The sequence below is a fragment of the Sorangium sp. So ce119 genome, assembly GCF_051524405.1.
Taxonomy (GTDB): Bacteria; Myxococcota_A; Polyangia; order Polyangiales; family Polyangiaceae; genus Sorangium; species Sorangium cellulosum_G.
The window spans coordinates 1,528,927-1,541,444 of sequence record NZ_CP150310.1 but is presented as its reverse complement, the minus strand read 5'-3'; the positions used below and the strand labels follow the sequence as shown (position 1 = coordinate 1,541,444).

Genomic DNA, 12,518 nt, shown 5'->3' with positions numbered 1-12,518 from the left:
CTGGACGTTGGCCGGAGGAGAGACACGCGATGGCGACCACCCCTCACTTCGATCTCATCATCATCGGAACGGGGCCGGGCGGCGAAGGCGCCGCCATGACGGCCGCGAAGAACGGCAAATCGGTCGCGGCCATCGAGCGCTACGCGCGGGTCGGCGGGGGCTGCACCCACTGGGGCACGATCCCGAGCAAGGCGCTCCGCCGCGCGATTTACCACATGAACATGATCAACCAGAGCCCCATCTACAAGCGGATGGATGTGGTCCCGGAGTACCCGTTCGCCGAGCTCCTCGCGACCGCGAACCACGTCATCGACGAGCAGGTCGATCTGCGCGAGGGCTTCTACGATCACAACGATGTCCGGCTCATCCCGGGGCAGGCCAGGTTCGTCGACGCGCACACGATCGAGGTGGAGACCGACGGGACCCAGCGCCGGCGCTTCACGGCCGACAGCTTCGTCGTCGCGACCGGCTCCCGCCCGTACCGGCCGGACGACGTGGACTTCAGCCACCCGCGCATCTTCGACAGCGACACGCTGCTGCGCATGGATCACACCCCCCGGAGCATCACGATCTACGGGGCGGGCGTCATCGGCTGCGAGTACGCCTCGATGCTGCGCAACATGCAGGTCTCGGTGAACCTCGTGAACACGCGCGCCAAGCTGCTGGAGTTCCTCGACGACGAGATCACGGACGCGCTCGGCTACCACTTCTGCGACACCGGCATCCGCGTGCTGAACGGCGAGGAGCACGAGCGGGTCGAGGCCACGAAGGAGGGGGTCGTGGTGTCCCTGAAGAGCGGGAAGAAGCTCAAGAGCGACGTCTTCCTCTGGGCGAACGGCAGGACGGGCAACACCGCCGACCTCGGCCTCGAGAACGTCGGCATCACGGCGAACAAGCGCGGCCAGCTCGAGGTGAACGAGAGCTTCCAGACGAGCCAGCCCCACATCTACGCGGTCGGCGACGTCGTCGGCTTCCCGGCGCTCGCCAGCGCGAGCTACGACCAGGGCCGGTTCGCGGCGAGCCACATCTGCGGCCAGGCCGACTACAAGCTGGTCCGGGACATCCCGACGGGCATCTACACGACGCCGGAGATCTCGTCGCTGGGCAAGAGCGAGCGGGAGCTCACGGAGGAGAAGGTGCCTTATGAAGTGGGCAAGTCGACGTTCAAGACGCTCGCCCGCGCGCAGATCACGGGCCAGCAGGTCGGGATGCTGAAGCTGATCTTCCACCGCGAGACGCTCGCGCTGCTCGGCATCCACTGCTTCGGCGAGAACGCGGCGGAGATCATCCACATCGGGCAGGCGATCATGTCGCAGCCGGCGCCGAACAACACGATTCGCTATTTCGTCAACACGACCTTCAATTACCCCACCATGGCCGAGGCGTACCGCGTCGCGGCGCTCGACGGGCTGGGGCGGGTGTTCTGAGCGGGAGGGCGCGCGGCGTGGAGGTCGAGGACCGGCCGCGCTTCGATCCGGCGCGGCTCGGTGCGCCCTCCTCGGCGGCCTCCGCCGCGCATGGTGCCCGCGCGCGACGCTGCGCAGGGTGCGGGTCAGCGCTTCGGCCAGGAGAGCGGCGTCGGAGGCATCGACCCAAACTTCGCGCCTCGAGCACACCGGAAGCCGACGTCGATGGCCCGCAGCGAGGGCAGGTGCTTGGTGCGAGCAGCAGCCCGCATCCGGGATGCGATGCGCCCCCTGAAGGAGCCGCCTCGGAGCACTCGCTCCGATCCCGCGGGTCCCGAGGGGTCGAGCTCCGGCCCTTTGGCCAGCACGTAGCGATCGTAGTAATCCCAACACCACTCCCAGACGCTGCCTGCCATATCGAGGAGCCCGAACGCCGAAGCTCCTTTGGGGTAGCGGCCTACCGGGCAAGGCCGGGCGCGCTTTTGGATGCCGCTGCTCGCGCCGGACGCGCCGCTCCAGCAGAGCTGCTGCTCGGACGGCTGTGCGGCCGGCGGCTCATCGCCCCAGGGGTAGAGTCTCCCATCGGTCCCCCGTGCGGCGTACTCCCACTCCGCCTCCGTGGGCAGACGGAACCCCTCCGCGGCGCGGAGCCAGCTCACCTCGCCACCCTCGATCCGGTAAGCGGGCGAAATGCCCAGGAGCTGTGACAGCCGATTGCAGAACGCGACAGCGTCGAACCAGCTCATGCCAGTCATTGGCAGTTCGCCGAACGGCTGGCTGTCCTGTCCCATCACCTCCCGGTAGAGGCGCTGCGTCACGGGGCCCTTGGCCATGCTGAAAGAAGAGAGCCACACATGTCGGCGAGGACGCTCGTCGTTCTGTGCGAGCGCGTCGTCGTCGGCGCTCCCCATCCAGAATCGCCCGCTGGGGATGTCGACCATGGTCAGATCGAGCGTCACGGCGTCCATTTGCCGTACACGGCGCGTGAGCCGAGGCAGCGACGTCGGCGCCGTGGCCAACGCCGCCAGCACGTTGTCCGCCGGCGCTGCCTGCCTCTGCTCCGCCGGCGCTGCCTGCCTCTGCTCCGCCGGCGCTGCCTGCCTCTGCTCCGCCGGCGCCGAGGAACGCGACCGGGTCGTGAAAAGGAGCGCCGTGCAGAGCTCCTCCACGCTCGTGAACCGCTGGTCGCACTTCCATGCGACAGCCTTCTCGAGGACGGCCTTGATGCTGTCCGGACACGAGAGCTGCCGCAGGAATGTCTGCCGATCGTGCACGACCTCGGCGGGCAGGGCCGCGCCGTGCAGGCAGAACAGCGCGGTCATGCCGAGACCGTACACGTCGGCGCGAACGTCGGCGTCATGAGGACGATCCAGCACCTCTGGAGCGCTGTACACGAAGGTGCCGAGCGCCCCTGTCCTCGTGCCGCCGGTGGTGTCGGCGGCGGCGACCAGGTCGAAGTCGGTCAGCCGAGGCGCGCCCGCTGCGTCCACCAGGATGTTCGCCGGCTTGACGTCCCGGTGCACGAGGCCCGCCGCGTGCGCCGCCCGGAGCGCGTCGCCGACGCTCAGGATGAGCGGCACCACCTGCTCCGTGGAGACCCGCATCTCCAGCACGGCGCGCTGCAGGTCGCCGCCGGGGATGAGCTCCATCACGAAGTAGTGGAACCCCCCGTCCTCGCCGCACGGCTCGAGCACGCGCACGACCCCGGGGTGACTCAGCGCGGCCATCCGCCGCGCACCTCGGAAGAAGCGCTCCCGCCGGGTGCTGTCCTCCGCGAGGCTCGCGTGGAGCACCTTGATGGCCACGCTCCCGCCTCGACCGTCGTCGTGCGCGCGCCAGACGTTCGCGAACCCGCCGCGCCCCACGCGCTCCAGCAGGAGGTAGCGCCCCTGGCCCAGCCGGTCGCCCGCCCGGAGCTGGCCCCCCTCGCGCATTCGCCGGCGCAGCGCGAGCACCTCTTCCTGGACCTCGGCGTCGTCCATGCCGGCGTCCCTCAGCGCCTTCTGCCGCGCGCGCGCCCGCTCCAGCTCCTCCGCGAGCCGGCGCGTCTCCGCGTCGGGGTAGCTCGGCGTCGGCGAGGCGGTCGGGACGCTCGCGATCCGCTCGATGAGACCGCGGAGCCGGACGGTGACGTCGGCCCAGGCCTCGTCGCGGTCGGGCCAGCTCTGGATGGGCCGCTCGCCGTCCGGCAGCGCGGCGAGCGCCGCGAACGGCGCCGCCTTCCAGTCGCACGCGCGGAGGACGATCGGGACGACCTGCGCCGCCCCGGCCGTGTGCCGCGCCATGGCGCGCGCCATCTCGCGATCCCAGCATGAGGGCGAGGCGAGGAAGTCGGCGCTGACGAGCAGCAGGACGATCCGCGCGGCGTCGAGGCGATCGAGGGTCTCCGCTTCCCAGTCGGCGCCCGCCTCGATCTCGCGATCGTGCCAGGTGCGGACAAGCCCCTGGTGCTTCATCAGCGCGAGGTGCGTGACGAGTTCGCCCAGGAGGGCCGCGTCCTTGCGCGCGTAGGAAATGAACACGTCGATCGGCGTCGGCACGCTGGCTCTCCGTCCATGGCAGGCGGCTGTCGAGCATACACGAGCTCCCGATCGCTCCCGGGACCAGCGCTACCGCCGCTCGCCACGTCGCCGGCGCTCGCCAGGGACGTCCAGCACGGGGCAGATCCGCGCGAGCGCTCGGCTCCGCGATCGCTCGGGCCGGCGGTTGCCAGCGCGGCGTGCGACGGTGATACTCCCTCCGAGGAGCACGCTGTCATGGCCGCCGCTTCACCGCTCATCGCCGCCCCAGCCGAACACGACGGCACGGTGGCCCTAGAGGGCTCGGAAGACCAGCTCTTCGTCGTGCATGACGTCTCGTGGGAGGAGTACGAGGCCCTCCTGGCGGTCCTCGGCGATCGTCCCGGCGTGCGGGTGACCTACTGCGAGGGAGTGCTGGAGCTGATGAGCCCGGGCGGACCGCACGAAGGGCGGAAGAAGATCCTGGCCCGCCTCGTCGAGGCCTACGCCGAGGAGGCGGAGCTGCCGCTCAGCGGGTACGGCAGCATGACCGTCCGGAGCCGACTCGCGAAGCGGGGCGTGGAGCCGGACGAGTGCTTCGTGCTCGGGACCGTGGAGGACGGGGGAATGCCGGAGCTCGCGATCGAGGTCATCGAGAAGAGCGGGACGATCGACAAGCTGTCCGTCTATGCCGGGCTCGGCGTACCCGAGGTCTGGTTTCTGAAGAAGGGGAAACTCTCCGTCCACGTCCTCGGCCCGGATGGCTACGCCGAGGCGGAGCGAAGCCGGTTCTTGCCGGAGCTCGACGTCGCGGCTCTGACGGAGTTCATGGTGCGCAAGGGGGACCAGACGACGGTCGTGCGCGCGTGGCGAGCGAGGCTCCGGGAGCGGGGCGCCAGGTAGCTCGGTCCGACCGCAGATGCGACTCGCCGCGCTGAGCTGGCCAGCGCGATGCGCCTCCACTAGGCTTTGCTGCATATGTCTGCCGTGGTCGCCAAGGTACAGCACGGTCGCATCCAGCTCGATGAATCGACCGATCTCCCCGACGGCACGATGGTCCACCTCTACATCGTCGATCAGGGCGACGAGCTCGACGAGGAGGAGCGGCAGGCGCTGGATGACGCGCTCGAAGACGCCGCCCGAAGCGTCGCGCGCGGTGAAACGATCGCGGCGGAAGACGTGCTGCGCATGCTCGACGACGACGGATGAGTGTGGCGATTCACTTTTCGCCGCAGTCGATCGCGCAGCTCCAGGCTGCCCACACATGGTGGAAGAACAATCGGCCCAGCGCACCGCGACTGCTTCGTGAGGAGCTCGCCGAAGCGCTCGCGCTGCTCCGGACGGCACCGATGGCCGGCGCGCCGTATCCGCATCGGAAGCTGCGGGACGTGCGGCGCATCGTTCTCCAGAAGACCCGTTACTACCTGTATTACGTCATCGGCGCCGACGGCGTGACGGTACTCGCCGTCTGGAGCGCCCTGCGCGGCCGTGCCCCCAAGCTCCGGTGAGTGTCGAAACCTCGGCGCGCCGACGCAGCACCTACACGTCGAGGGCGGGAGCGACGGTGCCGGGAGCCGCCGAAGGGATCTCGAGACCGGAAGCCCAGACGATCCCTATCCCCCGCCCCTCGCCCGCGCCGCGCACGCCGCGGCGATCGCCTCCGCCCCCGCCTGCCGCGCCGCGATCTCGCACGCGCGCCACGCCGCGAGGCGCTCCGGCCCGGCCGCCCCCCGCGGCGCGGCCGCGACCCGCGCCTCGACCGACCGCGCGAAGGCGTCGAGCGCCGCCTCGTCCCCGCGCTCCGACAGCAGCGCGCCCAGCGTGAGCGCCGCGTGCGCCGTCTGCCGCTCCGCGCCCGGGTACATCGCCTCCGCGAGCGCCCCGGCGAGCCCCGGCAGATCGCGGCGCGCCGCCGCCTCGCGCGCCAGCACCTCGGGCGACGCGGGCTCGGCCCCCGCGACGCCGAGGCGCCGCTCCAGGTAGCCGACCACCGTGCGCGCGACGCGCTGGAACGAGGCGAGCCCGTCGGTCGGCACCTCCAGCACGCCGCCCCCGGCGCGCGCGCCCGCGACGTCGAGATCGAGCACGATCACGAGGTCCTCCCGCTCGCCGACGACCACGAGGTCGTGCGGCCAGTCGAGCGAGCGCTCCTCCACGAGCCACGCCGTCGCCCGCGCGACGTCGCCGCGCGGCAGGATCAGCGTGCCGTCCGGGAGCGCGAGGCCGTCCGCCGCCGCGTAGAGCGCCGCGACGTCCGGCGGCTCGGCGAGCTCCGGCGGCCACGCGCCCGCGCCCGTCGACGCGGGCCGCGCCTCCACGCCGTCGCGCGTGAGCAGCGCCGCCACGCGCGACGCGAGATCGCCCCCCGCGCTCATGGCGCCGGCACCCGCCCGCAGGGCGCGGCCGCGAGGCTCTCGAGGAAGCCGTGGGCCTGGGCGGCCGCCGCGGGCACGTCGAAGACCACGAAGTGACCATCGCTCCCCTCGGCGACCGGCCACTGCGCGAGCACGCCGGAGGCGCGGCCGCCGGCGAGGTTGCCAGCGAGCCCCCCGGGCGGCACCTCGACCGGCCGAGGGCCGCCGAAGCCGTACTCCCGGATCGGGCGCTGCGCGGGTGATTGCAGCGGCAAGCCCATCGCCAGCGCGTGCATCTCGATGCCGCGCGGCGGCGCGTAGGAGTCGCCGCTGCCGTCCGGGTTGATGCCCTCGGTCATGTAGATGCTCTTCGGCGCAAAGCCGTCGCGGGGCGCGACGAACAGGCGCGCAGCGTAGTGGATCGGATCGACCACGTCGACGATCGACTGCGCGAGCGAGATCGCCGGGTGGAACTCGTTCACCTCGTGCTCCTCCCCGTCCATCAGCCCGAGGAAGACCGACTTGACGAGCGCCGCGATGCTCGGCGGCGGGTTCGTCTTCTCGAGCAGCGTGACCGACATGACGGCCGACGCCCCGGAGAGCACGCCGCCCCTCGCCGAGTCGTCCGCCGCGAGGTAGAGCGGGCCGTTCAGCCCGCCCTGGGAGTGCCCGAAGAACAGGATCTTCGACGGATCGAACCGGATCTCCGCCCCGGTGCTGGACACGCCGGCGGGCACCGTCATGCGCGACTCGGTGAAGAGGCGCGCCCGCTGCACCTCGTCGAGCGCCGACTGGCGCGCGTTCGTCCGCGCCGCGGCCACGTTCTGCACGTTGTAGAACAGCACCCCGGTCTGCGCCGCGTCCTGCGGCGCCTCCGGGCGCGCGCCGTGGAAGATCTGGTCGACGCCCATGACCGCGAGGCACCGCTGCGCGAGCTGCAGGCCGGTGTGGCTGCGGACGTAGGACCGGTAATCGCCGCCCGTGCCGTGGGCGTAGAGCACGACGGGGTAGCCGGCCTCCGGCATGGGGCACCGGCTCGCGGACGGGACCGTGATCGAGAAGCGCAGGTCGAAGTAGCCGGAGATCACCGGCTCGCCGTTCTTGGTCCCGAAGCCGCCGCCGTCCGCGTGGCTCGCGTACGGCGCCCGGCCCGCCTGGTAGCTCGGCGAGGGCCCGTAGACGCCGGCGTACTCGTCCCACGTCCGCTGGTGGTTCACGAGCCGCCAGAGCGCCGGCCGCGCCTCGGGGGGCGGGACGTTCGCGCGCAGGTGATCGCGCAGCGCGAAGAGCTCCGCGGTCGGGTCGGACGTGGTGAACACCGCGAGGTGGACGATGCGCCCCCGGTCCACGCCCGCGGCCTCGATCTCGTCCACCGCCGCAGCGAGCGCCTCCCGGGCCGCCTCCACCTCGGCGCCGGCCGGGTCGATCCCGAGCGCCTGGCGCAGCGCCGGGCCCGCCTCGACGGGGCCGCCGCCCTCGGCGCGCAGCGCGTCCGTGACCACGAGCGCGTACCGGGTCCGCGGCCGCAGCGGGAAGCCCATCACGGGCATGAAGGCGAGGGTGTTCGCGGGCCAGTACACGCCCGGCTCGCGCCGGAAGTGGACCGAGATCGGGCGCCGCTCTCCGCGCGTCGGCGAGCCCGGATCGACGTCGATGAGCTGCACCGCCCCGAGCGGGCCCATGGCGAGCGCCGGCGTCGACGGGAGCGAGGCGACGTCGATCGGCCCGGCGAAGCGCAGGAACCCCGCCGCCGAGGGGGAGAAGCCGTCGAGGACAGCGTCCATCTCGCGGACGTACTCGTCGAGGATCCTGAGCCGCCGCGGGTTGTGGTAGCCGTCGAGCCGCACCGCGCCTCCCTCGCGGCGCAGATCGCTCGGCCACGGCGCGTCGAAGAACCGCTCTCCGCGGAGCTCGCCCTGCGCAGGCGAGGCCCAGATCGACGCGACGCTCGGCCCCGCGTCGCCGCAGCCGAGCCCCGCGACGAGCGACGATGCCGCGGCCATCCCCGCGGCGAAGGAGGAGCGCATCGCGAGATAGTGGCGCACGCGCGCGCCGAGATCGACACGGAGCGCGCGCGCCGGAGCGGCCGGACAGGCGCGACGCGTCGCTCCGCGCAGGACGGCCGAGCGCGCCCGCCGCGGCGTCCGCTGCGGTGTCCGCTCGCTCGACGGACGCCGCGGCGGGCGCCGTCGAGGGTGACTTCGGCGTGTGCTTCATATATATATGATTTAGGTAATCCACATGTCGCTGGAAGGCAGGACCGCGCTCGTCACGGGCGGAGGCCGCGGCGTCGGCCGTGCGATCGCCGAGCGGCTCGCGCGTGACGGCGCGCGCGTCGCCGTCGCCGGCCGCACGCAGGCCGAGATCGACGAGGCCGCGGCGGCCGTCGGCGGCGTCGCCGTCCGGCTCGACGTGGGCGACCGCGAGGGCGCGCTGGCGGCGCTCGCCGCGCTCGAGGGCCAGATCGGGCACATCGACGTGCTCGTCAACAACGCGGGCGCGGCCGAGAGCGCGCCGTTCGACAGGACCACGGACGCGATGTGGGACCGCATGCTCGCGGTCAACGCGACCGGCCCCTTCGTGCTGTGCCGCGCCCTCGTCCCGAAGATGATCGCGCGCGGGTTCGGGCGCGTCGTCAACGTCGCCTCCACCGCGGGGCTCATCGGGTTCGCCTACTCGGTCGCGTACTGCGCGTCGAAGCACGCCATGATCGGGATGACCCGGACGATCGCGCTGGAGATCGCCCGCACGCCGGTGACGATCAACTGCGTCTGCCCCGGGTGGGTGAACACGCGCATGGCCGACGAGGCGATCGCGCGCATCGCCGAGAAGACGGGGCGGGGCGAGGACGCGGCGCGGCGCTCGCTCGAGGCGATGTCGCCCCAGGGCCGCATGGTCGAGCCCGAGGAGGTCGCGCTCGTCGTGTCGATGCTCTGCAGCGACGAGGCGCGCAGCATCCACGGCCAGGCCATCTCGGTCGACGGCGGGGCGGTGATGCGGTGAGCGGCGGCCTCGAGATCGTCCAGCCTGCCGGGTGGCCGGCGCCGCGCGGCTACGCGAACGGCGTCGTGACGCGCGGCAGGACGCTGCACGTCGCGGGGCAGATCGGGTGGGACACCGCGTCGGGGCAGATCCGGAGCGACGAGCTGGCCGAGCAGTTCGCGCAGGCGCTCGACAACGTGCTCGCGGTCGTCGCCGCCGCGGGCGGCGGGCCGGGCGACGTCGCGCGGATGACGGTCTACGTGACCGATCTCGAGGCGTACCGGGGCGCGCGCCGCGCGATCGGCGCCGCGTGGCGCGCGCGGTTCGGCAAGCACTTCCCGGCGATGGCCCTCGTCGGCGTCGCGGGGCTCCTCGAGCCGCGCGCGCTCGTCGAGATCGAGGCCGTCGCGGCGCTCGACGCGGCCGGCGAGGGCGCGGCGGCGCCCGGGGGCGCGGCGGCGCCCGGCGTGGACGAGGGCGCCCCGTGAGGCGCGGGGCGCCGGCGCGGCGGCCGCTCGCCGTGGCCCCCTCCCCCGAGAGCGCGCGCGGCGATCAGGCGGCCGTCCGCGCCTGGGTGCGCATCCTCGCGGTCCACAAGCGCGCGCTCGCCGCGATCCGCGAGGACCTGGAGCACGAGATGACCCTCCCGCGCTTCGACCTCCTCGCGAACCTCGTGCGCAGCGACGGGCAGACGCTCGCGTCGCTCTCCCGCAGCATGCTCGTCACGGCGGGCAACCTCACCGGGCTCGTCGACCGCGCCGCGCGCGACGGCATGGTCGAGCGGCGGGCCGACCCGAGCGACCGCCGCGCGTGGCGGGTCCACCTGACCGCGAAGGGCCAGCGCGCGTTCCGCGACGCCGAGCGGCGCCACGCCGCGCGCGTCGCCAAGGTGTTCTCCGGGCTGAGCCCGGCCGAGATCTCCACCCTGACGCGGCTGCTCGACAAGCTGCGCACCACGCTGCGCGAGCCGGACATGCCGGCCCCGTCCCGCCCCGGCAGCGCCCGCGCCCACGCGGAGCGCGGCGCGCGCAGCCCGCCGCGGCGCACGCGGACCAAGCCCTGACCGCGCGCGCCACGCCCCCGGGGCGCGTCGATCGAACCAGCACCGCACCGATCCGAGAGGCCCCATGACCCTCACACCCCGCTCGTTCCAGCTCGAGATAAGCCGTGGCGTCGCGGAGATCACGCTGAGCCGCCCCGACCGGCTGAACTCCCTCACCTTCGAGGTCTACGGCGAGCTCACCGCCACCTTCCGCTCGCTCGAGCGCTCCGCCGCGCGCGCGGTCGTGCTCACCGGCCAGGGGCGCGGCTTCTGCTCGGGGGGCGACGTCGAGGGGATCATCGCCGAGCTGTTCGCGCGCGACGCGCGGGGGCTGCTCGAGTTCACCCGCGTCACCGGCGCGCTGATCCAGAGCATCTGCGAGCTGCGGCGCCCGGTCGTCGCCGCCGTCAACGGCGTCGCCGTCGGCGCCGGCGCGGTGATCGCCGCCGCCTGCGACCTGCGCGTCGCCGCGGCGAGCGCCCGCTTCGGGTTCATCTTCCCGAAGGTCGGCCTGTCCGGCGCGGACATGGGGGCCTCCTACCTCCTGCCGCGCATCGTCGGCCACGGGCGCGCCGCCGAGCTGCTCTTCTTCGGCGATCTCGTCGGCGCCGACGAGGCGCTCCGCATCGGCCTCGTGAACCGCGTCGTGCCCGACGGCGAGGCGCTGGAGACCGCGCGCGGGTGGGCCGAGCGCCTCGCGCGCGGGCCGGCGTTCGCGCACTCCATCACCAAGCAGATGCTCGAGAGCGAGCGCACGATGCCGCTCGCCGCCGCGATCGAGGCCGAAGCGCAGGCGCAGGCGCTCTGCATGGCGCACCCCGACTTCCGCGAGGCCTACGAGGCGACCAAGGCGAAGCGCCCGCCGCGCTTCGAGGGCGCCGACCTGGGCGACGCCGCGGCGCCGCCCGCCGCCGTGGCCGACGCGCCCCCCACCCCGCGGTCCACCGGGCCGTCGACGCCCCGCTCATGACGACGCTCGCGCTCTCCTCGGCCGAGCTCCCGGTCTTCTTCGAGGAGCGCCACGCGGCCCTCGCCGCGCGGCTGACGCCCGAGGCGCTCGCGCCGCTCGCCGAAGCGCGGGACGCCGCCGCCGTCGCGCGCTGCCTGGGAGAGCCGCTCGGGCTCTACGCCCACCTCGTCCCCGAGGCGCTCGGCGGCGCGCCCGCAGGCACCGACCGCGCCGCGGACCCGACCGCGATCGACGTGCGCGCGCTGGTGCTCGTCCGCGAGGCGCTCGGCCAGGTCTCCCCGCTCGCCGACGCGATCTTCGCGGTGCAGGGGCTCGGCTCGTACCCGGTCGTGCTGGCCGGCAGCGACGCGCAGCGCCGCGCGATCCTGCCCGAGGTGCTGTCGGGGCGGCGCGTCGGGGCCTTCGCGCTGACCGAGCCCGAGGCGGGCAGCGACGTCGCCTCGCTGAGGACGGAGGCCCGCCGCGACGGCGACGGGTGGGTCCTCGACGGCGAGAAGGTGCTGATCTCGAACGTGCCGCTCGCGCACCACCTCGTGGTCTTCGCGCGCGCGGCCGCCGCCCCCGGCGGCGGCGGCGGAGCAGGCGGGGCGCCGGGCGCGGGGCGCGCCGCGATCACCGCGTTCCTCGTCGACAGCGGCGCGCCCGGCGTCTCCTCGGAGCCGCTGCCGATGTCGGTCCCGCACCCGATCGGCCGGGTCCGCTTCCAGGGCTGCCGCGTGCCGGACAGCGCGCGGCTCGGCGAGGTGGGCGGCGGCTTCAAGCTCGCGATGCAGACGCTCGACGCCTTCCGGATCTCGGTCGGCGCGGCGGCGAACGGCATGGCCGCGCGCGCGCTCCGCGAGGCGATCGCGCACGTCACGCGGCGCAGGCAGTTCGGCGCGCCCCTGTCCGAGCAGCAGATGGTGCGCGCGTACCTCGCCGAGATGGCGACCGAGCTCGACGCGGCGCGCCTCCTCGTCGCCCGCGCGGCCCACAAGCGCGACACGGCGGCCGGCGCGGCGGCGCGCGTGTCGACCGAGGCGGCCATGGCGAAGATGTTCGCCACCGAGGCGGCGCAGCGGATCATCGACCGCGCCGTCCAGCTCCACGGGGGCATGGGCGTCATCGAGGGGACCGAGGTGGAGCGGCTCTACCGCGAGATCCGGCCGCTGCGCATCTACGAGGGGACGACGGAGATCCAGAAGCTCATCATCGCGAAGGGGATCCTCGAGCGCGCGGCCGCGGAGCCCCCGGCGGACGAGCGCGCGCGGGGTGAGGCCCGGTAGC

At 73.6% G+C, this 12,518-nt stretch carries 12 protein-coding genes; 9 read left to right on the top strand and 3 right to left on the bottom strand.

Annotated features, from left to right (window positions below):
• Window positions 1-29: 29 nt before the first annotated feature.
• Window positions 30-1,427, top strand: a complete 1,398-nt coding sequence (sthA, locus tag WME76_RS06115; protein ID WP_437959254.1) for a Si-specific NAD(P)(+) transhydrogenase — start codon at window positions 30-32, stop codon at window positions 1,425-1,427.
• Window positions 1,428-1,552: 125 nt separating this feature from the next.
• Here the strand turns inward: sthA and WME76_RS06110 are convergent, their stop codons facing one another.
• Window positions 1,553-3,946 carry an SUMF1/EgtB/PvdO family nonheme iron enzyme gene (locus WME76_RS06110; protein ID WP_437959253.1) on the bottom strand — a complete coding sequence of 798 codons (2,394 nt, stop codon included), beginning with the start codon at window positions 3,944-3,946 and terminating at the stop codon, window positions 1,553-1,555.
• Between the two features lie 216 nt (window positions 3,947-4,162).
• Here WME76_RS06110 and WME76_RS06105 point away from each other — a divergent pair, with 216 nt between their 5' ends.
• From WME76_RS06105 to WME76_RS06095, 3 genes are all read left to right on the top strand, one after another.
• Window positions 4,163-4,807 carry a Uma2 family endonuclease gene (locus tag WME76_RS06105; protein ID WP_437959252.1) on the top strand — a complete coding sequence of 215 codons (645 nt, stop codon included), beginning with the start codon at window positions 4,163-4,165 and terminating at the stop codon, window positions 4,805-4,807.
• Between the two features lie 75 nt (window positions 4,808-4,882).
• Window positions 4,883-5,113, top strand: coding sequence for a hypothetical protein (locus WME76_RS06100; protein ID WP_437638273.1), 231 nt, complete (start codon window positions 4,883-4,885; stop codon window positions 5,111-5,113).
• Complete coding sequence (locus WME76_RS06095; protein WP_437959251.1) at window positions 5,110-5,412, top strand: type II toxin-antitoxin system RelE/ParE family toxin; 303 nt, start codon at window positions 5,110-5,112, stop codon at window positions 5,410-5,412. The genes WME76_RS06100 and WME76_RS06095 overlap by 4 nt, the downstream gene beginning before the upstream one ends.
• Before the next feature lie 105 nt (window positions 5,413-5,517).
• Here the strand turns inward: WME76_RS06095 and WME76_RS06090 are convergent, their stop codons facing one another.
• Both WME76_RS06090 and WME76_RS06085 read right to left on the bottom strand, forming a co-directional pair.
• Window positions 5,518-6,279: a hypothetical protein gene (locus WME76_RS06090; RefSeq protein WP_437959250.1), complete on the bottom strand. Its 762-nt coding sequence runs from the start codon at window positions 6,277-6,279 to the stop codon at window positions 5,518-5,520.
• Window positions 6,276-8,285: a hypothetical protein gene (locus WME76_RS06085; RefSeq protein ID WP_437959249.1), complete on the bottom strand. Its 2,010-nt coding sequence runs from the start codon at window positions 8,283-8,285 to the stop codon at window positions 6,276-6,278. Before WME76_RS06085 ends, WME76_RS06090 begins: the two co-directional genes overlap by 4 nt.
• Before the next feature lie 214 nt (window positions 8,286-8,499).
• Between WME76_RS06085 and WME76_RS06080 the strand changes: the two genes are divergently transcribed.
• From WME76_RS06080 to WME76_RS06060, 5 genes are all read left to right on the top strand, one after another.
• Window positions 8,500-9,261 (top strand): SDR family NAD(P)-dependent oxidoreductase, encoded by a 762-nt coding sequence (locus WME76_RS06080; RefSeq protein ID WP_437959248.1) that lies wholly within the window; start codon window positions 8,500-8,502, stop codon window positions 9,259-9,261.
• Window positions 9,258-9,728, top strand: coding sequence for a RidA family protein (locus tag WME76_RS06075; RefSeq protein ID WP_437959247.1), 471 nt, complete (start codon window positions 9,258-9,260; stop codon window positions 9,726-9,728). Before WME76_RS06080 ends, WME76_RS06075 begins: the two co-directional genes overlap by 4 nt.
• Window positions 9,725-10,303 carry a MarR family winged helix-turn-helix transcriptional regulator gene (locus tag WME76_RS06070; protein WP_433935065.1) on the top strand — a complete coding sequence of 193 codons (579 nt, stop codon included), beginning with the start codon at window positions 9,725-9,727 and terminating at the stop codon, window positions 10,301-10,303. Before WME76_RS06075 ends, WME76_RS06070 begins: the two co-directional genes overlap by 4 nt.
• A 64-nt stretch (window positions 10,304-10,367) precedes the next feature.
• On the top strand, window positions 10,368-11,252 hold the full coding sequence (locus tag WME76_RS06065; protein WP_437959246.1) for an enoyl-CoA hydratase family protein: 885 nt from the start codon (window positions 10,368-10,370) through the stop codon (window positions 11,250-11,252).
• On the top strand, window positions 11,249-12,517 hold the full coding sequence (locus WME76_RS06060) for an acyl-CoA dehydrogenase family protein (protein WP_437959245.1): 1,269 nt from the start codon (window positions 11,249-11,251) through the stop codon (window positions 12,515-12,517). Before WME76_RS06065 ends, WME76_RS06060 begins: the two co-directional genes overlap by 4 nt.
• Window position 12,518: the final 1 nt, after the last annotated feature.

What these genes read in the sequence shown, in the direction of transcription:
- WME76_RS06100 (WP_437638273.1), top strand. Translation starts at nt 4,883, where the DNA reads ATGTCTGCCGTGGTCGCCAAGGTACAGCACGGTCGCATCCAGCTCGAT.
- WME76_RS06080 (WP_437959248.1), top strand. Translation starts at nt 8,500, where the DNA reads ATGTCGCTGGAAGGCAGGACCGCGCTCGTCACGGGCGGAGGCCGCGGC.
- WME76_RS06105 (WP_437959252.1), top strand. Translation starts at nt 4,163, where the DNA reads ATGGCCGCCGCTTCACCGCTCATCGCCGCCCCAGCCGAACACGACGGC.
- WME76_RS06090 (WP_437959250.1), bottom strand. Translation starts at nt 6,279, where the DNA reads ATGAGCGCGGGGGGCGATCTCGCGTCGCGCGTGGCGGCGCTGCTCACG.
- WME76_RS06095 (WP_437959251.1), top strand. Translation starts at nt 5,110, where the DNA reads ATGAGTGTGGCGATTCACTTTTCGCCGCAGTCGATCGCGCAGCTCCAG.
- WME76_RS06060 (WP_437959245.1), top strand. Translation starts at nt 11,249, where the DNA reads ATGACGACGCTCGCGCTCTCCTCGGCCGAGCTCCCGGTCTTCTTCGAG.
- sthA (WP_437959254.1), top strand. Translation starts at nt 30, where the DNA reads ATGGCGACCACCCCTCACTTCGATCTCATCATCATCGGAACGGGGCCG.
- WME76_RS06065 (WP_437959246.1), top strand. Translation starts at nt 10,368, where the DNA reads ATGACCCTCACACCCCGCTCGTTCCAGCTCGAGATAAGCCGTGGCGTC.
- WME76_RS06085 (WP_437959249.1), bottom strand. Translation starts at nt 8,285, where the DNA reads ATGCGCTCCTCCTTCGCCGCGGGGATGGCCGCGGCATCGTCGCTCGTC.